This window comes from Stagnihabitans tardus (assembly GCF_009925085.1).
In the GTDB taxonomy this organism is placed as follows: Bacteria; Pseudomonadota; Alphaproteobacteria; order Rhodobacterales; family Rhodobacteraceae; genus Stagnihabitans; species Stagnihabitans tardus.
The window spans coordinates 130,380-149,172 of sequence record NZ_JAABNR010000011.1 but is presented as its reverse complement, the minus strand read 5'-3'; the positions used below and the strand labels follow the sequence as shown (position 1 = coordinate 149,172).

At 66.5% G+C, this 18,793-nt stretch carries 22 protein-coding genes; 19 read left to right on the top strand and 3 right to left on the bottom strand.

Translation table 11 applies throughout. The annotated features are described in order from the left end of the window. Positions 1-5 precede the first annotated feature (5 nt). From GV832_RS13165 to GV832_RS13135, 7 genes are all read left to right on the top strand, one after another. Positions 6-1,001, top strand: a complete 996-nt coding sequence (locus GV832_RS13165; RefSeq protein ID WP_168775341.1) for a BMP family lipoprotein — start codon at positions 6-8, stop codon at positions 999-1,001. Beyond that, positions 1,001-2,554, top strand: a complete 1,554-nt coding sequence (locus GV832_RS13160; protein WP_168775340.1) for an ABC transporter ATP-binding protein — start codon at positions 1,001-1,003, stop codon at positions 2,552-2,554. Before GV832_RS13165 ends, GV832_RS13160 begins: the two co-directional genes overlap by 1 nt. After that, positions 2,551-3,666: an ABC transporter permease gene (locus GV832_RS13155; RefSeq protein WP_168775339.1), complete on the top strand. Its 1,116-nt coding sequence runs from the start codon at positions 2,551-2,553 to the stop codon at positions 3,664-3,666. Before GV832_RS13160 ends, GV832_RS13155 begins: the two co-directional genes overlap by 4 nt. Then, positions 3,666-4,631, top strand: coding sequence for an ABC transporter permease (locus tag GV832_RS13150; protein ID WP_168775338.1), 966 nt, complete (start codon positions 3,666-3,668; stop codon positions 4,629-4,631). The genes GV832_RS13155 and GV832_RS13150 overlap by 1 nt, the downstream gene beginning before the upstream one ends. Next, complete coding sequence (locus GV832_RS13145) at positions 4,631-5,428, top strand: purine-nucleoside phosphorylase (RefSeq protein WP_168775337.1); 798 nt, start codon at positions 4,631-4,633, stop codon at positions 5,426-5,428. Before GV832_RS13150 ends, GV832_RS13145 begins: the two co-directional genes overlap by 1 nt. 108 nt (positions 5,429-5,536) lie before the next feature. Continuing rightward, positions 5,537-6,454 (top strand): sulfite exporter TauE/SafE family protein, encoded by a 918-nt coding sequence (locus tag GV832_RS13140; RefSeq protein WP_168775336.1) that lies wholly within the window; start codon positions 5,537-5,539, stop codon positions 6,452-6,454. Then, on the top strand, positions 6,451-7,194 hold the full coding sequence (locus tag GV832_RS13135) for a TIGR02186 family protein (RefSeq protein WP_168775335.1): 744 nt from the start codon (positions 6,451-6,453) through the stop codon (positions 7,192-7,194). Before GV832_RS13140 ends, GV832_RS13135 begins: the two co-directional genes overlap by 4 nt. Positions 7,195-7,252: 58 nt before the next feature. On the opposite strand, the gene GV832_RS13130 is transcribed toward GV832_RS13135, so the two are convergent. Beyond that, a complete protein-coding gene (locus tag GV832_RS13130) occupies positions 7,253-7,720 on the bottom strand; it encodes a PaaI family thioesterase (RefSeq protein ID WP_168775334.1) in 468 nt (155 codons plus the stop codon). Continuing rightward, positions 7,721-8,158 (bottom strand): PaaI family thioesterase, encoded by a 438-nt coding sequence (locus GV832_RS13125; RefSeq protein WP_168775333.1) that lies wholly within the window; start codon positions 8,156-8,158, stop codon positions 7,721-7,723. A 77-nt stretch (positions 8,159-8,235) separates the two neighbouring features. Here GV832_RS13125 and GV832_RS13120 point away from each other — a divergent pair, with 77 nt between their 5' ends. The 12 genes from GV832_RS13120 to GV832_RS13065 all read left to right on the top strand — a co-directional run bounded on the left by GV832_RS13120 (position 8,236) and on the right by GV832_RS13065 (position 18,191). Next, positions 8,236-8,613, top strand: coding sequence for a MerR family DNA-binding protein (locus tag GV832_RS13120; protein WP_168775332.1), 378 nt, complete (start codon positions 8,236-8,238; stop codon positions 8,611-8,613). Between the two features lie 81 nt (positions 8,614-8,694). Further along, on the top strand, positions 8,695-9,084 hold the full coding sequence (locus GV832_RS13115; protein WP_168775331.1) for a MerR family transcriptional regulator: 390 nt from the start codon (positions 8,695-8,697) through the stop codon (positions 9,082-9,084). A 3-nt stretch (positions 9,085-9,087) separates the two neighbouring features. Then, positions 9,088-10,809, top strand: coding sequence for an acyl-CoA dehydrogenase (locus GV832_RS13110; RefSeq protein ID WP_168775330.1), 1,722 nt, complete (start codon positions 9,088-9,090; stop codon positions 10,807-10,809). Positions 10,810-10,935: 126 nt separating this feature from the next. After that, positions 10,936-11,145, top strand: a complete 210-nt coding sequence (locus tag GV832_RS13105) for a hypothetical protein (protein ID WP_168775329.1) — start codon at positions 10,936-10,938, stop codon at positions 11,143-11,145. A 112-nt stretch (positions 11,146-11,257) separates the two neighbouring features. Further along, positions 11,258-11,878: a glutathione S-transferase family protein gene (locus GV832_RS13100; protein WP_168775328.1), complete on the top strand. Its 621-nt coding sequence runs from the start codon at positions 11,258-11,260 to the stop codon at positions 11,876-11,878. A 9-nt stretch (positions 11,879-11,887) separates the two neighbouring features. Beyond that, complete coding sequence (locus GV832_RS13095) at positions 11,888-13,093, top strand: acetyl-CoA C-acetyltransferase (RefSeq protein WP_168775327.1); 1,206 nt, start codon at positions 11,888-11,890, stop codon at positions 13,091-13,093. A 191-nt stretch (positions 13,094-13,284) separates the two neighbouring features. After that, the gene (locus tag GV832_RS13090; RefSeq protein WP_168775326.1) at positions 13,285-13,704 is read left to right on the top strand and encodes a hypothetical protein; all 420 of its coding nucleotides are present in this window, start codon (positions 13,285-13,287) and stop codon (positions 13,702-13,704) included. A 45-nt stretch (positions 13,705-13,749) separates the two neighbouring features. Then, positions 13,750-14,190 carry a hypothetical protein gene (locus GV832_RS13085; RefSeq protein WP_168775325.1) on the top strand — a complete coding sequence of 147 codons (441 nt, stop codon included), beginning with the start codon at positions 13,750-13,752 and terminating at the stop codon, positions 14,188-14,190. 1 nt (position 14,191) lies between these two features. Then, positions 14,192-14,662 carry a cupin domain-containing protein gene (locus GV832_RS13080; protein WP_168775324.1) on the top strand — a complete coding sequence of 157 codons (471 nt, stop codon included), beginning with the start codon at positions 14,192-14,194 and terminating at the stop codon, positions 14,660-14,662. Continuing rightward, on the top strand, positions 14,659-15,600 hold the full coding sequence (locus GV832_RS13075; protein WP_168775323.1) for a cupin domain-containing protein: 942 nt from the start codon (positions 14,659-14,661) through the stop codon (positions 15,598-15,600). Before GV832_RS13080 ends, GV832_RS13075 begins: the two co-directional genes overlap by 4 nt. Further along, entirely contained in the window at positions 15,601-16,032 is a 432-nt protein-coding gene (locus tag GV832_RS13070) for a hypothetical protein (RefSeq protein WP_168775322.1), read from the top strand. It begins immediately after the preceding gene. Further along, complete coding sequence (locus tag GV832_RS13065) at positions 16,029-18,191, top strand: FAD-dependent oxidoreductase (protein WP_168775321.1); 2,163 nt, start codon at positions 16,029-16,031, stop codon at positions 18,189-18,191. The genes GV832_RS13070 and GV832_RS13065 overlap by 4 nt, the downstream gene beginning before the upstream one ends. On the opposite strand, the gene GV832_RS13060 is transcribed toward GV832_RS13065, so the two are convergent. Next, on the bottom strand, positions 18,164-18,781 hold the full coding sequence (locus GV832_RS13060) for a Hint domain-containing protein (protein WP_168775320.1): 618 nt from the start codon (positions 18,779-18,781) through the stop codon (positions 18,164-18,166). The two genes, GV832_RS13065 and GV832_RS13060, sit on opposite strands and share 28 nt — an antisense overlap. Positions 18,782-18,793: the final 12 nt, after the last annotated feature.

Sequence of the window (18,793 nt, the reverse complement as noted above, 5' to 3'; positions counted from 1 at the left end):
TAGACATGACCCTGATGAAATCGCTCTTGGGCGCTTCTGCGCTGATGGCGCTGACCACCGTTTCGGCCCTGGCCGAGCCGGCGATCATCTATGACGTGGGCGGCAAGAACGACAAATCCTTCAACGAGGCCGCCTTCAACGGCGCGACCAAGTGGGCGACCGAGACCGGCGGCACCTTCAAGGAACTCGAGATGCAGAACGAGGCCCAGCGCGAGCAGGCCCTGCGTCAGCTGGCCGAATCGGGCGCCAATCCGATCGTCATGACCGGCTTCGCCTTTGGTGACACGCTGAACGCCGTGGCCGCCGACTATCCCGAGACCAAGTTCGCGATCATCGACATGGTCGTCGATCAGCCGAACGTGAAATCGGTGGTCTTCACCGAAGAGCAGGGCTCCTACCTCGTCGGCCTGATGGCGGGCCTGGCCTCCAAGACCGGCACCGTGGGCTTCATCGGCGGCATGGACATCCCGCTGATCCGCAAGTTCGGCTGCGGCTATGCCCAGGGCGTGATGGCGGCCAACCCGGCGGCCAAGGTCGTGCTGAACATGACCGGCACCGATGGTTCCGCCTGGAACAACCCGGTGAAGGGCGCCGAAATCGCCAAGTCGCAGCAGTCCCAGGGCGCTGACGTGATCTATGCCGCCGCTGGCGCCACCGGCGTGGGCGTGCTGCAGGCCGCTGCCGACCTCAAGATCCTCTCGATCGGCGTGGACAGCAACCAGAACTACATGCACCCGGGCTCGGTCCTGACCTCGATGCTCAAGCGCGTGGACAATGCCGTCTACGAAGCCTTCAAGGAAGGCGCCGACCTGAAGACCGGGATCAATGTCATGGACCTCGCCGCCGGTGGCGTGGACTATGCGATGGACGAGAACAATGCTCCGCTCGTCACCGACGACATGAAGGCCAAGGTCGAAGCGGCCAAGGCCGGCATCATCGACGGCTCGATCAAGGTGCATGACTACATGTCGGACAACACCTGCCCGGCGGCGACGTTCTAATGTCCCTTGGGACCTCTTCGGGGCGGCAGGCAACTGCCGCCCCCTTTGCCATCGAATTGCGGGGGATTTCCAAATCCTTCGGCCCGGTGCAGGCCAACCGCGACATCAACATTGCCGTGCCCAAGGGCACGATCCACGGCATCATCGGCGAGAACGGTGCGGGGAAATCGACGCTCATGTCGATCCTCTACGGCTTCTACAAGGCCGATGCCGGGACGATCCTGATCAACGGGACCGAGACCGCCATCCCCGACAGCCAGAGCGCCATCCGCGCCGGCATCGGCATGGTTTTCCAGCATTTCAAGCTGGTGCAGAATTTCACGGTGCTGGAGAATATCATTCTCGGCGCCGAGGATGGGCCTTTGCTCAACACCTCGCTGGCCCGGGCCCGCAAGGCGCTGACCGACCTTTCCCGCGAATATGACCTGGATGTGGACCCGGATGCCGTGGTCGAGGACCTCTCGGTCGGCCACCAGCAGCGGGTCGAGATCCTCAAAGCCTTGTATCGCCAGGCCGATATCCTGATCCTGGACGAGCCCACCGGCGTCCTGACGCCCGAAGAGGCCGACCACCTCTTCCGCATCCTGGGCGGGCTGCGCGACCAGGGCAAGACCGTCATCCTGATCACCCACAAGCTGCGCGAGATCATGGAGACGACCGACAATGTCTCCGTCATGCGGCGCGGGACCATGGTCGGCACCGTCAAGACCGCCGAGACCAATCCCGAACAGCTGGCCGAGCTGATGGTCGGCCGCAAGGTGCTGTTGCAGGTCGACAAGGACGCGGCCAACCCCGGCCGCGAGGTCCTGCGGGTCGAGGACCTGCGCGTCACCACCGATGGGGTGGAGCGGCTGAAGGGTGTCTCCTTCTCGATCCGCGCGGGCGAAATCGTGGGCATCGCCGGTGTGGCGGGCAATGGCCAGTCGGAACTCCTGGAGGCCTTGGGCGGCATCGCCGAGGCCCGTGGCCGGATCGTCATGAACGGCGCTGACTTGGCCCTGAAGGGCCTCAACGGCCAGAGCCGCCGCGAGGCCGGGATCGCCCATGTGCCCGAGGATCGCCAGGTCCTGGGCCTGATCATGGACTTCGCCGCCTGGGAGAATGTGGGCTTCGGCTATCACAACGACCCGAAATACCAGAAGAACGCCGTCCTGATGGACAACGCGGCCTTGCGGGCCGATACCGAGGCCAAGATGGCCCGGTTCGACGTGCGCCCGCCCATCCCGACGCTGGCCGCCAAGAACTTCTCGGGCGGCAACCAGCAAAAGATCGTCGTGGCCCGCGAGATCGAGCGCAACCCCGACCTTCTGCTCATCGGCCAGCCGACGCGGGGCGTCGATATCGGCGCCATCGAGTTCATCCACAAGCAGATCGTGGCGCTTCGCGATGCGGGCAAGGCGGTTCTCCTGGTCTCGGTCGAGCTCGACGAAATCCGGTCCCTGTCCGACCGGGTGCTGGTGATGTTCGACGGCCAGATCATGGGCGAGCGTCCGCCGCAGACCGACGAGCGGGAACTGGGCCTCTTGATGGCCGGGATGACGGAGAAATCATGACCAAACTCCCCCGCTGGGCCGATGTCGTGCTGGTGCCGCTCATCTGCCTTGCCATCGCTTTCGTCTTTTGCGGCATCCTGATCGCTTCCATCGGGCAAAGCCCCGTCGTGGCCTTGACCTCGATGATCACCGGCGCGCTCGGCACCCAGACCGGCTGGGGCTACACGCTGTTTTACGCCACCAACTTCATGCTGACCGGGCTCGGCGTCTCGATCGCCTTCCACGCCAGCCTCTTCAACATCGGCGGAGAGGGTCAGGCGACGCTGGGCGGCTTTGGCGTGGCGATTGCCTGCCTCTTCTTCCCCTGGCCGCATTGGTCCATGGCGCTCTTGGGCTCGATCACGCTTTCGGCCCTGTTCGGAGCCCTCTGGGCCCTGATCCCCGCCTGGCTGCAAGCCAAGCGCGGCAGCCATATCGTCATCACCACGATGATGTTCAACTTCATCGCCTATGCGCTGATCTCTTACCTCCTCGTGAATGTCCTCAAGCCCGAGGGCACGATGGACCCGGCCACGGCGCGCTTTGACAAGGCCTTCAACCTGCCGAAACTGGCCGATATCTTCGGCGCCGTCGGCATCCCCTTCTCCAAGGCGCCACCGGCCAATATCATGCTCTTCGTGGCGCTCGGCCTCGCCTTTGCGACCTGGGTGCTTCTGTGGCACACGCGGCTTGGCTATGCGATCCGCGCCTTCGGCAAGCAGGAGAAGGCCGCCGTCTATGCGGGCATCGGCCCGGTCCGCATCACGCTTTACGCGCTCCTGCTTTCGGGCGGGATCTCGGGCCTGATGGCGGTCAATGCCGTGCAGGGCGGCGCGCATCGCCTGGTCTTGAACTCGGTCGAGGGCGCGGGCTTCATCGGCATCGCCGTGGCGCTCATGGGCCGCAACCATCCTTTCGGCATCGTCCTGGCCTCGCTGCTGTTCGGCTTCCTCTACCAGGGCGGCAACCAGCTGGCGCTCGCCACCGACCCGGTCACGGGCGAGCAGCTGAAAATCCCGCGCGAGGTCATCATCGTGCTTCAGGCGCTTGTCATCCTCTTCACCGGCGCCCTGCCCTATATGGTGCAACGCCCGCTTGAGAAGCTTTTCGCCAAGCTGAAAGGGGCCGCCTGATGGACCTGATCGCCATCCTGCAAATCCTGGAATCGACGATCCGCATGTCGACGCCGCTGCTCTTCGCCTGCCTCGCCGGGCTTTATTCCGAACGCGCCGGGGTCTTTGACATCGGGCTCGAGGGCAAGATGCTGGCCGCGGCCTTTGCCGGGGCGGCGGCGGCGGCGGTCACGGGCAGCGCCTTGGCGGGGGTCCTGGCGGGGATCGGCGCCGCGCTGATCCTCGCGGCTGTGCATGGCCTGGCCTCGATCACCTTCCGGGGCAACCAGTTGATCTCGGGCGTGGCGATCAACTTCTTCGCCTCTGGCCTGACCATCGTCCTGGGCGCTGCCTGGTTCGGCCAAGGCGGCCAGACCCCGGCCCTGTCGGAAGGGCGCCTGGCGCAGACCCCGATCCTCGACCTCTTCGGCATCGACGGCCATGCCCATCCGGTGCTGGAGCTGTTCCTCGGCCATGGCATCCTGGTCTATGTCGCGCTTCTGGCCGTGCCCTTCACCTGGTGGCTTCTGTATCGCACCCGCTTTGGCCTGCGCCTGCGCGCGGTCGGAGAGAACCCGGCTGCCGTCGATACCGCAGGCGTCTCGGTCGTGCGGCTGCGCTATGCGGCGGTCGGCATCACGGCGGTCCTCTGCGGGCTGGCCGGGGTCTATATGTCGATGGGGCTGAACACTTCGTTCCAGCGCGAGATGACGGCGGGGCGCGGCTATATCGCGCTGGCCGCCCTGATCTTCGCCAAGTGGAAACCGGTGCCCGCGCTTTGGGCCTGTCTGCTGTTTGGTTTCCTCGACGCGATCTCGATCCGCTTCCAGAACATCGACCTGAACGGCATCGGCATCCCGGTCGTGATCCCCGGCCAGTTCACCAATGCCCTGCCCTTCATCCTGACCGTGATCATCCTGGCGGGCTTCGTCGGCAAGGCCATCCCGCCCCGTGCCGGCGGCGAGCCCTATGTGAAGGAACGCTGATGACCCCGGTTGACATCATCCGCGCCCGTGCAGGCACGGAGCCCGTGGCGCTTGGCCTGATCCTGGGCTCGGGCCTGGGTCACCTGGCCCATGCGGTGGAGGGTGTGGCGATCCCCTATGCCGACCTGCCGGGCTTCCCCCATGCCGCCGTGTCGGGCCACAATCCGAACCTGCATGTGGGCATGCTGGAGGGCGTCCGGGTCGCCGTCTTCGGCGCCCGCGAGCATTACTACGAAAAGGGCAACCCCGCCGCGATGCGCGTGGCCCTGGAGACGCTCAAGGGCCTTGGCGCCAAGGCCCTGATCGCCACCAATGCCGCCGGCAGCCTGGTCGAGACGACGCGGCCCGGCGACCTGATGCTTCTTTCCGACCATATCAACTTCTCGGGCCTCAACCCCCTGATCGGAGAGCCCACCGAAGCCCGCTTCGTGCCGATGACCACCGCCCATGACCCCGAGCTGCGCGCGGGCCTCAGGGCCGCCGCCGCGCGGCAAGGCATCCCGCTCGCCGAGGGCGTCTATGCCTGGTACTCAGGGCCCTCTTTCGAAACCCCCGCCGAGATCCGCGCCATCAAGATCCTCGGCGGCGATGCCGTGGGCATGTCCACCGTGCCCGACGTCATCCTGGCCCGTTTCCTCGGCCTGAAGGTCGCGGCGATTTCCTCGATCACCAATATGGCTGCGGGCATGTCCTCCGAGAATATCTCCCACGAGCATACCAAGGCCATGGCCCCGCTCGGCGCGGCGAAACTCGACCGGATTATTCGTGATTTCCTCAAGGAATATAAGGCCCTGTGACCGATTTGCCCTATCGCGGGCATTTGGCGGGAATCGCTCCCCAGGGGGCGATTTCCCCTTTGACAGGGGGCTGAAAGCCGCGCATCGCTGGGGGAAAGGGCCCTGTCGATGCAGCTTTACCTTCCGATTGCCGAGGTCTCGGTCAATGCCTTCGTCCTTCTGGGGCTAGGCGGGCTCGTGGGGTTTCTCTCAGGGCTCTTCGGCGTGGGCGGCGGGTTCCTGATCACGCCTTTGCTCATGCTGATCGGCGTGCCCTCGGGCGTCGCGGTGGCTACCGGGGCGAACCAGGTCGTGGCCTCCTCGATCTCGGGCGTGCTCGCGCAGTTCAAGCGTCGGGCGGTCGACATGAAGATGGGGACCGTGCTGACCATAGGCGGCCTCGTGGGCTCGACCGTGGGGGGCTATGTCTTCGACCTGATGGGCAAGCTGGGCCAGACCGACCTTTTCGTGCAGCTGTCCTATGTTCTCTTCCTCGGCCTCGTGGGCGGGATGATGCTGACCGAAAGCATCCGGTCACTCCGCCGGGTCGGAGCGCCCAAGGTCCGGCGCGGGACGGTCCATGCCATCGTCCATGAACTGCCTTTCAAGGTGAAGTTCCGCGCCTCTGGGCTTTATATCTCGATCATCCCGCCGCTGGTGGCGGGGTTCTTCGTGGGCTTCCTTTCGGCCATCATGGGGGTGGGCGGCGGCTTCATCATGGTGCCGCTGATGATCTATATCCTCGGCATGCCCACCAAGGTCGTGGTGGGGACCTCGCTGTTCCAGATCACCTTCGTCACCGCCTATACGACGCTTGTCCATGCCGTCACCCATCACACGGTGGACATGATGCTGGCGCTGCTTCTGATCCTCGGCGGAGTGATCGGGGCGCAGATCGGCACCAAGGTCGGCATCCGGCTGAAGGCCGAACAGCTGCGGATCCTCCTGTCGCTGTTGGTCCTGGCCGTCGCGGTCAAGATCGGCTTCGACCTGGTCCTGACGCCCTCCGAACTCTATTCGGTCACGACCCTGGGGGTGGGGCGATGAGATGGCTCCTGCTCCTCCTGGCGCTGGCCCTGCCGCTGCGGGCCGAAGAGATCGTCTCGGGCGTCTCGACTTCGGATGTCTCGATCGACACCAGTTTCAACGGCACGGCCATCCTGATCTATGGCGCCGCCATGCGCGAGGCGCCGCCGCCCGACTGGCCTCTGCTGCAGGTCATCGTCACGGTCGAGGGGCCGGCGACGCCCCTGGTGATCCGCAAGAAAGAGCGCGTGGCGGGGATCTGGCTGAACCGGGGCGCGGTGCAGATCGCCTCGGCGCCCTCCTTCTATGCCGTGGCCACGACCGGAGAGCTTGGCGATATCCTCAGCCCGAAAGAGGACGCCAAGCACCATGTCTCGATCCCCTCGACCATCGAGGCCATTGCGGGGGCCGAGGATGAAGAGGCCTATGTCCAGGCCCTGCAACGCATCCGCGAAGGGACGGGGCAATATCGGCTGGCGCAGAACGCCGTGCTCTTGCTGCGCCAATCGCTGTTCCGCACCGATATCACCCTGCCCGCCAACCTGATCGAGGGCGATTACCGGGTCCGCATCTTCCTGACCCGGGGCGGCGAGGTCGTGGACATGCAGGAAAACGTCATCGATGTGCGCAAGGCTGGGATCGAGCGCTGGCTTTACAACCTCGCCATGGAGCAGCCCCTGGCTTACGGCCTGCTCTCGCTGATCATGGCGATGGTGGCGGGCTGGGGGGCGTCAGAGCTCTTCCGGCGGTTCCGGTGGTAGGGGCCTCAGTGGGGCTCTGCCCCACACCCCGGGATATTTGGGTCAGTATGAAAACCTGTCACGGCATCAGGAAATGCGCGGTGGCGGCGACGAAGGGGCGGGCGCGGTTGTCCTGCCAGGCCTCGACATGGACGCTGGCAAAGCGCCGCCCTGACCGGTTGACCCGGGCCCGGGCATAGGCATCGCGCGGCAGGCCCGTGCGCAGGTAATCGACGGTGAAGGTCACGGTCTTGGGCAAGGCGATCTCGTCCGAGAGGCGCCCGGCCTCGATATCCTCCCAGAGATTGGTCCAGGCCAGTTCGATGATCGCCGTGACCTCGAGGAAGGCCGCCGTGGCGCCGCCATGCAGGGCAGGAAGCTGGGGATTGCCGATCAGCATGGGGGAGAAGGGCAGATGGGCGGTCAGCTCGTCGCCGCGCCGGTCGAAACGGGCGCCGAGGAAGCCGATATAGGGCACCGAGGCCACGAGCCGCGCCAAGGCCGCCTCGCGCCGGGATTTCACCACTTCGACGGGTTCGGGGGGCATCTATCGCTCCAGCGTGAAAGTGCCGGTGCCCTGGGCCACCGGACGTGCGGTATCTTCGTCGCAGGCCGTCACCCGGATGAAGGCGACCGAGCGCGTGACATGGGTCACCTCGGCCCTTGCCGTGATCCTCTGCCCCGGGGTCGCGGGGCGCATGTAGTCGATGCGCAGGTCCAGCGTCGCAGTCGAGCGCGGCGCGGAAGGGTGCGACATGACCGAGGCGCCCGAGGCCGTGTCCATCAAGGCCGAGATCGCCCCGCCATGGATCACTCCCGTCGCAGGGTCACCCACCAGCCGCGGGTCATAGGGCATGGTGATCACGGCCTCCCCGGCGCCGAGGTGGACAAGGTCCATCCCCAAGGCGGCGGAATGGGGCAGCGCGCGGATGAAACTTTGGGCCAGGGCAAGTCGGGGATCTTGGGGGCGGGGATCTTCGGTCATGGCTCCATCTTGGCGCAAGGCACGGCGCCTGCAAGAGGCATTTGCCCCGGGCCGCAGTTGACGTTAAGGTAAGGTCCATGAATGAGACCCTGATCCCCTTCAAGGAGATGTGCGCCCGGTTCGACGTGACCCCGCGCACCCTGCGTTATTACGAGTATATTGAACTGCTTGCCCCGCAAAAGCAGGGCCGGGCGCGGTTCTATGGCCCGCGCGAATCCGCGCGGCTGACCCTGATCCTGCGCGGCCGCCACTTCGGCTTTAGCCTGGAAGAAATCCGGCAGTGGCTCTTGATCTATGACCAGAAGGGCACGCGGCCGCAGCTGGAAGCCTGGCTGGAACTGGCCGACCGTCGCCTCGCCGCCCTGGCCGAGGAAGAGGCCGAACTCGCCCGCCGCATCGCCGACCTGCGCGCCTTGCGGGCCGCCTCGGCCGAGGAGCTGTCCCGCCTGCCGTGACGCCACGTTACCTTGACGTCAACGTCAATTTGTCTTTTCACGGCGCCCAAGCCGCGCCATCCTTTGCCCATGGAGACTGCAATGGACGATGTCCTGACGATCGGCGAAATGTGCGAGACCTATGAGGTCACTGCCCGCACCCTGCGCTTTTACGAGCAGAAAGAGCTGATCTGGCCGATCCGCCGGGGGGCCCGGCGGCTTTACGACCGCAAGGCGCGGGCCAGGCTTCAGCTGATCCTGCGCGGCAAGCGCTTTGGCTTCAGCCTCGAGGACATTCGCCAGCTGTTGAACATGTATGAACGCGATGGCTCGAACCAGGCGCAGCTGGAACGCACCTATGAGCTGGCGGTGGACCGCCTGGCCCAGATGGAGGCGCAGCGGGCGGAACTGGACCTGGCCATCGCAGAGTTGAAACAGGAAATCGCCGAGGGCGCCGCGATGATCGCGGCCTTCAAGGCGGCTGCGGAGTAGGAAATGGGATATCGGGCGCCCCTGGGAGAGATCGACTTCGTCTTGCACCGGGTTCTGAAGGTGCAGGACAGCGCGGTTCCGGGCTATGCTGATCTGGACCCGGGCTTCACCGGGGCGATCCTCGCGGAGGCGGGCAAGCTGGCCGAAGAGGTCCTCGCGCCCCTGAACGCGGTGGGCGACCGCGAGGGCTGCAAGCTCGAGGGCGGCAAGGTCAGGGTTCCGGGGGGCTTCCAGGCGGCATTCGATGCGCTGCGGCAGGGTGGCTGGACCGCGATCGACTGCGACACGGACCATGGCGGCCAGGGCCTGCCTTACGTCCTGCATACGGCGGTCAACGAGACCTTCGTCAGCGCCAATATGGCCTTGCAAATGTATCAAGGCCTGACCCATGGCGCCTATTCCGCCCTGCGGGCCCATGGGACCGAGGCGCAGAAGGCGCTTTACCTGCCGAAGCTTGCCACCTGCGAATGGACCGGCACGATGAACCTGACCGAGCCGCACTGCGGCACGGACCTTGGGCTCATCCGCACGAGGGCAGAGCCGCAGGACGATGGCTCCTACAGCATCACCGGGACGAAGATCTTCATCTCGGCCGGCGATCACGAGATGGCCGAGAACATCATCCACCTGGTCCTCGCCAAGGCCCCGGGCGGGGGGGAGGGGACCAAGGGGATCAGCCTCTTCGTCGTGCCGAAATATATCGACGGGGTCCGGAACGCCGTGGCGCCGGGCAAGGTCGAAGAGAAGATGGGCATCCATGGCAGCCCGACCTGCGTGATGAATTTCGACGGCGCCAAGGGCTGGCTGGTCGGCGATCTCCACAAGGGGATGCGCGCCATGTTCACCATGATGAACGAGGCGCGGCTGGGCGTGGCGCTGCAGGGCTATGCCCAGGCCGAGGCGGCGCACCAGGCCTCGGTCACCTATGCGAAAGAGCGGTTGCAGGGTCGCGGCGTGACCTCGGGCCCGGGCGCGCCCGAGCCCCTGATCGTCCATCCCGACATCCGCCGCATGCTGATGGACCAGCGCGCCTTTATCGAGGCGGCAAGGGCGCTGACCTATTGGGGCGCATCGCTGATCGACCGGGCGCACCGCCAGGGGGACCGCGAGGCCGATGCCCTGGTCTCGCTTCTGATCCCGGTGATGAAGGGTTTCCTGACCGACAAGGGCTTCGAGACCACGGTGACGGCCCAGCAGGTCTGGGGCGGCCATGGCTATATCGAGGACAACCCGGTCAGCCAATATGTCCGCGATGCGCGGATCGCCATGATCTACGAGGGCGCCAATGGGGTCCAGGCGCTGGACCTGGTGGGCCGCAAGCTTGCGGCCGAGGGTGGCAAGCCGGTCATGGCCTTTTTCGAGCTGGTCAAGGCCGAATGCCGCGACGAGACGCCGGGGATGGCGGAGTTCACCGGCCCCTTGAAGCAGGCCTCCAAGCAGATGCAGCAGGCGGCGATGTATTTCCTCGACCGCGCGATGAAGGCGCCCGAGGATGCCCTGGCGGGGGCGACGGATTTCCTGCACCTGGCGGGCCATGTCTGCCTCGGCCTCATGTGGGTGCGCATGGCGCGCGCCGCGTTGGAGATGGACGACGCCTTTGGCCGCGCCAAGCTGGTCACCGCGCGGCATTACATGACCCGCATCCTGCCCGCCTGCGCCCTGCACCTGGCCCGGATCGAGGCCGGGGGGAGCACGGTCATGGGCCTTGCGGCGGAGGAATTCTGACGGCCTCCCGGCCCGAAGCGCGGGGGCCCTGCCCCCGCACCCCAGGGATATTTGGGTCAGTATGAAAGGGAGGGGCGTTGCGGCGCGTGGCGAAGAGGTTCAGGCTGGCGGCGAAAGGAGGGCCCGATGCCCAAGCGATTTCGACTGACCCGGCGGTTTCCCGTCGCCATGACCGAGGACGGCTACCGCCGCCTGCGCCGCTTCGCTGCCGAGGCGGGGCTGGAGGAGGGGGAGGCGCTGTCGTTCCTCTTCGAGCATTTCGACAGCGTCACCGACCAGGAGAAGCTGGTCCACCGGATGCGGCTCTTCCAGGCCGAGTTGGAGGACAGGAGATGACAGGCCAGGGCCCGGGCGGGCCTTCGTGCGCGGGGCGGTTCGGCTGAAGACCAGGGCGGGGACGGGCCCTCGGCGGGGGGAACGGGCGGCCTGACAAGATGGAGGAGGGGAGATGAAGCTTTACGGATTTGGCGAAAGCGGCAATGCCTACAAGGTCGCGCTGATGCTGGAGCTGACCTGCACGGCGTGGGAGCTGGAGTTCGTCCCCTTCTTCCAGGGCGGGGCGCGGACGGAGGGCTTCAAGGCGCTCAACGAAATGGCCGAGGTTCCGGTCCTGGTCGATGGCGACCTGACGCTGTCGCAGTCCGGCGTGATCCTCGACCACCTCGCCAAGCGGACCGGGCGCTTCGGGCCCCGGGATGACCACGAGGCGCGCGAGATCCTGCGCTGGCTTTTGTGGGACAACCACAAGCTTTCCACCCAGATCGGCACCTGCCGTTTCCTGATGAACTTCCTGCCCGAGGAAAAGCGCCCGCCAGGCGTCATCCCCTTCCTGCAGGGCCGTCTCAAGGCCGCTTACACCGTTTTGGAAACCCACCTGACCGGGCGCGGCTGGATCGTGGGCGGGGCGCCCACCATCGCCGACCTCTCCTGCTGCGGTTACCTCTACTACCCCGAGCCCTTCGGCTTTCACCGCGACGACTGGCCTGCCATCGGCGCCTGGCTGGACCGCCTTGTGGCCCTGCCCGGCTGGCGCCACCCCTATGACCTCATGCCCAGAGCCTTTCTTTAGGAGACCAGAATGGACGCCTATATCTTCGACGCCATAAGATCGCCGCGCGGCAAGGGGCGGCCTGACGGCGCGCTGCACGAGGTCACCTCGGTCGCGCTTTCGGCGCAAATCCTGGACGCCTTGGCGGCAAGGAACGGCATCCGGGGCCCGGTGATCGAGGATGTGATCTGGGGCAATGTCACCCAGGTGGGCGAACAGGGCGGCTGCCTGGCGCGCTCTGCCGTCCTGGCCTCGGGCCTCGACCAGGCCATCCCGGGCCTGTCGATCAACCGCTTCTGCGCCTCCGGGCTCGAGGCCGTGAACCTCGCCGCCCAGCAGGTCCGCGCCACGGGCGGGGCCTTTATCGCGGGCGGGGTCGAGATGATGAGCCGGGTGCCCATGGGCAGCGACGGGGCGGCGATTGCCGTGGACCCTTCGCTCGCCATGGCCACGCGCTTTGTGCCGCAGGGGATTTCGGCCGACCTGATCGCCACGGAATATGGCTTCACCCGCGAGATGGCCGATGCCTTGGCCGTCGAAAGCCAGCGCCGCGCCGCCCGCGCCTGGGCCGAGGGGCGCTTTGCCAAGTCCATCGTCCCGGTGCGCGACCGCAACGGGCTGATGATCCTGGAGCATGACGAATACATGCGCCCCGGCACCGATATGGCGACCTTGGGCGCCCTGAAACCCGCCTTCCAGGAGATGGGCGAGGTCATGCCCGGCTTCGACAAGGTCGCCCTGATGAAATACCCCCACCTGGAGCGCATCACCCATATCCACCATGCCGGGAACTCCTCCGGCATCGTCGATGGAGCGGCAGCGGTGCTGGTGGCCTCCAAGGACTGGGGCGAGGCGCATGGGCTGAAGCCCCGCGCCCGCATCCGCGCCGTGGCCCGCATCGGCACCGAGCCCACGATCATGCTGACCGGCCCCGTCCCGGTGACCGAGCGCGCCCTCGCGGCGGCGGGGCTGGGGATCGGCGACATCGACCTCTTCGAGGTGAACGAGGCCTTCGCCGCCGTCGTCCTGCGCTTTCAGCAGGCTTTTGACGTCGATCCGGCCCGGGTCAATGTCAATGGCGGAGCGATTGCCATGGGCCATCCCCTGGGCGCGACAGGGGCGATGATCCTTGCTACACTCCTCGATGAGCTGGAACGCAGCGACAAGACCCTGGGTCTTGCGACACTTTGCGTGGCCAGCGGGATGGGGGCGGCAACCGTGGTGGAAAGGCTTTGACATGAAGCACTCGGCCGGGGCAACGCTGTCTTGTGACCCGCCTTCGGGCCGCGCTCTCCAGCCATGCCCGCAACGCAAGGCCGAGTTTCTGGTCGATTTTGTCGCGCAATGCGTCGCTTTTGAAGCGTGGGACTTTCGGCAAAGTTGTATCGACGCCTCTCCTTCAAAGCGCTTCGGAGAATCCGACCCAAATGTATTCCCAGCTGGAAAAGCTGCTGCAACGCCGTATGACGCTCCTGATGACGGGGCGCATGCAGGAACTGGCAGAGGAATATGTCTATCCCTTGCCGATCTACGTGGCAGGCCGGCAAGAGGTCATGCGGGATGCCGAAGAGATGGTCACGACGCTGACCCGGCTGGCCGCGATCCAGAAGTCCAAGGGCGTGGCCAAGGTGGATCTTTTGCTCGACGCGCTGGAAATGCCGCGCCACGGCCGCTTCCGCATCTGGCTCACCCATATCAACCGCGATGCCCGGGGCGAGATCGTGGAACAGGGGCAGTTGGTGCATTACTGCCGCGTGACCGAAGCGGGCATCAAGATCGAGATGTCGGACTATCCCGATTGCCAGGTCGACTGGGTGATCCGCAGCCCGCGACGCGCCCTGGCCTGAGGCGCGGGCCCTGCGGGTCGAAAGCCCGCCATCGGGGAGGCCGGGATGCCTGAACCCGATATGGCCGATCTGTCCGACCGCCTGACCCGCGCCCTGATCACCGGGAATTTCGACCTTTACGCCCAGGTCATCGCCCTGCCCATGCAGTTCACCCCGCGCGGGGAGAAGCCCTATGTCCTGCACACAGAGGCCGAACTGCGCGAGGATTTCGAGGTCTATGTCGGCATCATCCGCACCCATGGCGTGACCGACATCTACCGCAAGCTTCTGACCCTGCGGCAGACGCCGACGGGCGTCGAGGCGCGCTGCCTGACCCATATCCTCGTGCGCGCCAACCTTTTGACCCAACCCTTCGAAACCCGTATCCGCGCCATCCCCACCGAGGGCGGCTGGAAGATCGCCGAGATCGAAAGCTCGGAAGGCCATATCCACTGGTCCATGGGCCAGGCCGAGATCGCCGATGGCAGCTTCAAACCCAAGGAGTGACATGACCAAGCTCGACCTCTCGAAAGTCCCGGTCAAGACCGGGTCGATCTATCCCGAACCCTATGCCGCCATGATGGCCGGGCGCTCCTCGCTGCGGCTGGGCGATGCCGGGGGGCTGACACAGTTCGGCGTCAACCTGGTGACCCTGCAACCCGGCGCCATGTCCTCCCTGCGCCACTGGCACCTGCATGAGGACGAATTCGTCATGGTGACCGAAGGCGCGCTGATCATGGTCACCGATGCGGGCGAGACCGCGATGGGCCCGGGCGACTGCGCGGCCTTCCCGGCCGGGCGCCCCGATGGCCACCATTTCCTCAACCGCAGCGACCGCCCCGCCTGCTTCCTCGTGGTCGGCACCAAGGCGCCGTCCGAGGTCGCGACCTATTCCGATGTCGACATGATGGTCCATATGTCGGCCGGCCGCGCCCGCTTTACCCACAAGGACGGCAGCGACTGGAGCGGCCCGAAATGATCATCTCCCCGCCCAAGCCCCAGACCAGGGAGGGGCTGACCAGCCTGGCCCTGTCGGATGCGGGCGGGATCACGCAATTCGGCCTTCACCTCGAAACCCTGGCCCCCGGCGCAAGGACGGGCCAGCGCCATTGGCATTCGGCCGAGGACGAGATGCTTTACCTGCTGGCAGGCGAGGCCACGCTTCTCGACGATGACGGCGAGACCCCGATGCAGCCCGGCCAGGCCGCCTGCTTCCGCCGCGGCGATGCCAATGCCCATGCCATGGCGAACCGCGGCGATCTCCCCTGCACCTGGGTCATGCTGGGCACGCGCGCCCTGGGGGATATCTGCACCTATGAAGACGGCAGCCGCCAGGTCAACACCGCCACAAATTGGCAGGTGGAAAGCGCCCAAGGCGCGCGGCTCCGGGGCGGCCCCCTGCCCCCCCATCTCCTGAACCTGGCCGAGCCATGGGGCGCGCCCTCGCCAGACGCCCCCCGCGTGATCCGCCCCGGCGCGCCCATGACCTCGCGGGGTTATGTCCATCCGATCCTGGGCGGCGGCCTTGGCGACTACGACTACCACCTCCTCTCCGACCCCGGCGGTCTGACCCAGATCGGCGCCTTCGTCGAAATCCTGCCCCCCGGCAGCCGCTCCTCCTTCCGCCACTGGCACGCGGAAGAGGACGAGTTTGCCCTGGTCCTGAATGGCCACCCGACCCTGGTCGAGGACCGCGAAACCCGCCTCTCCCCCGGCGATGCCCTGGCCTGGCCCAAGGGCAGCGGCCCCGCCCATTGCCTGAGGAACGACAGCGACCAGGCGGTGTCTTACCTCGTCGCAGGCACCCGCTTGCCCCGCGACGCGGTGCATTACCCCGACCACGACCTGATCGGCCACAAGGACGGCGCCGCCCGCCGCTTCACCCATGCCGACGGCCGCCCCAGGGGAGCCGTTTGAATGGACAGCAAGGGCATCCTGCAAGCCTATCTCGACGAGGTCTCGACCGCGACGCTGAAAGGCGACTGGGAGACCTACCGCGACCATGTCGCCCTGCCCTGCGCCGTCATCAGCCATGACGAAAGCAAGATCATCGAGACCGAAGAGGATCTGCGCGCGGGCTTCGACCAGTTCCGCGGCTCGCTCCAGGCCCTGCGCGTCACCGATTACATCCGCCTCGTTGAAAATGCCGCGCGGCTGGACCACGACCTGATTTCCGGCAGCTACATCAGCCATATCATCGCGGGCGGCCAGCGCATCGTCGCCCCCTATCGCTCCATCATGACACTGCGACTGGTGGGCAACCGCTGGAAGGCCGCCTCTGTCACCAACGGGCTCGCCAACAGCCGCTGGCCCCTGATCCGCCTGGAACTCCCAAAGGAGGGAACATGACCGATTTCACCTATGACCTCGATGCAGATGGCGTGGCCACGATCACCTGGGACGTGCCGGGGCGGTCGATGAATGTCATGTCCATGGCAGGCTTTGCCGAGCTGGAGGCGCTGATCGACCGGGGCCTCGCCGAGGCAAAGGGCATCGTCCTGACCTCGGGCAAGAAGGATTTCGCGGGGGGGATGGACCTGAACGTCCTGGCCCAGATGCAGGCGGGGGGCACGCAGGCGGTCTTTGACGGGATCATGGAAACCCACCGCTTCCTGCGCAAGATCGAGCGCGCGGGCATGGACCCCAAGACCCTGAAAGGCGCCAAGCCCATCGTCTGCGCCATGCCCGGCACCGGGCTTGGGATCGGCTTTGAAATCCCCTTGGCCTGCCACCGCATCATCGCGGCCGATAATCCCAAGGCCAAGATCGGCCTGCCGGAAATCCTTGTCGGCATCTTCCCCGGCGCGGGCGGCACCACCCGCCTCATCCGCAAGATGGGCGTCATGCTGGCCGCGCCTTTCCTGATGGAGGGCAAGCTCCTCTCCCCGAAACTCGCGAAAGCCGAGGGCCTGATCGACGAGGTCGTCCCCCCCGAAGACCTGCTGAAACGCGCCAGGGAATGGGTCCTGGGTGCGAAAGACACCGACCTGGTGAAGCCCTGGGACCAGAAGGGCTACAAGCTCCCCGGCGGCGCGCCCTATTCCCCCCAGGGTTTCCAGACCTTCGTCGGCGCCAATGCCATGATCCTTGGCAAGACCCAGGGCGTCTATCCCGCCGCCCAGGCGCTGTTGCAGGCGGCCTATGAGGGCACGCTCGTCCCCTTCGACACCGCTTTGCGGGTCGAGGCCCGGGCCTTCACCGGGGTCCTGATGGACCCGACCTCCTCCGCCATGATCCGCTCGCTCTTCATCAACAAGGAGGCGCTTGAAAAGGGCGCCCGCCGCCCGGCGCTCCCCGATGAAAGCGTGAAGGTCCTGGGCGTCGTCGGCGCCGGCATGATGGGCGCGGGCATCGCCTATGTGGCGGCCAATGCCGGGATCGATGTCATCCTGATCGACGCCACCCAAGAGGCGGCCGAGCGTGGCAAATCCCATGCCGAGGGCATCCTGGAAAAAGGCCTCCAGCGCCGGAAAGTCACGCCCGAGAAGAAGGCCGAGGTCCTGGCGCGGATCACCCCCACCACCGATTACACCGCCCTCGCCCCCTGCGACCTGGTGATCGAAGCCGTCTTCGAAGACCCCGCCGTCAAGGCCGAAGTCACCGCCAGGATCGAGGCCGCAACCGGGGCGATCCTCGCCACCAACACCTCGACCCTGCCGATCTCGGGCCTGGCCAAGGCCAGCCAAAGGCCCGGCCAATACATCGGCATCCATTTCTTCTCGCCCGTAGACAAGATGGCCCTGGTGGAAATCATCCGGGGCAAAAAGACCGAAGACCGCGCCGTCGCCAAGGCCATGGACCTGGTCCGCGCGCTGAAGAAGACCCCCATCGTGGTGAACGACGCCCGCTTCTTCTACGCCAACCGCTGCATCATCCCCTATATCAACGAGGGCCTGCGGATGGTCGCCGAGGGCGTGCCCCCCGCCCTGATCGAAAACGCCGCGAAGCTCCTCGGCATGCCCGTCGGCCCCCTGCAACTGGTGGACGAGACCTCGATCGACCTTGGGGTCAAGATCGCCAAGGCGACGAAAGCCGCCATGGGCGAGGCCTATCCCGACAGCGCCGTCGATGAGGTCCTCTTCAAGATGGCCGACCAGGGCCGGATGGGCCGCAAGGCCAAGGCGGGCTTCTATGCCTATGACGAGACGGGCAAACGCCTCGACCTCTGGGAGGGCCTGGGGACCCTCTGGCCCGAGACCCAGAGCCCCGACCTCCCCACCGTCCAGCACCGCCTCCTGATGATCCAGGCGCTGGAGGCCGTCAGGGCGCTGGACGCCGGCGTCCTGACCGATATCCGCGAGGGCGATGTGGGCGCCATCCTCGGCTGGGGCTTTGCGCCCTGGTCGGGCGGGCCCTTCTCCTGGCTCGACCGGATCGGCGCCGCCAAGGCGGTGGAGATCTGCGACACCCTCACCGCGCTTGGCCCCCGCTTCCAGGCCCCGCAAAGCCTGCGCGACATGGCGGCGAAAGGCGCGCTCTTCTACGCCCCCCTGGCCAGGGCCGCCTGAACCATCCCCTCCCCGGTCGCCGCGCCGATCAGCGTGGCGACCAGGTGCCTTGCGGCGGCAAGCGGCAGAACCGGCCGCTCCGGCGCCGACAGAAGCCGCGTCAAGAGATCAGCCTGCGCCTCCTCCGAGCCCTCGAGCCCCACGACCACCCCCGGCCCGGCCTCGATCAGGCTCGACCGGTCCAGCCGCAGCTGCCAGATCGGCGCCGTCGTGGCCCTTGCGACCGGCACGATCCCCCGCCAGCCCTCGAGGCTCGAGGCCGGAACCAGCGCCTCGGCCTCCCCGGTATAGGGCATGGCGAAATCGGTCTGCACCAGGACGGGCTGGCCCGGAGGCAAAAGCAGGTCCGCCCCGTTCTCCAGGGCCCCCGCCGGGATGCGCACGGCCCAAAGCGCGGGGCGTTCCTCGCGGGTCAGGCTGACGACCGGGCAAAGCCCCCGGTCGCGGGTCAGGACCAGCTCGCCCGGGCAAAGGCTCTCGATCGGCGCCCAGCCCAAGGGCGTGCGCAAGAGCGTTCCGGCATAAAGCCCGCGCGCCAGGCCCGCGCGGCCGGATATGGCGATGGTCAAGGCGGGATCGTGGCGACCCATGGCAAGCCCTCC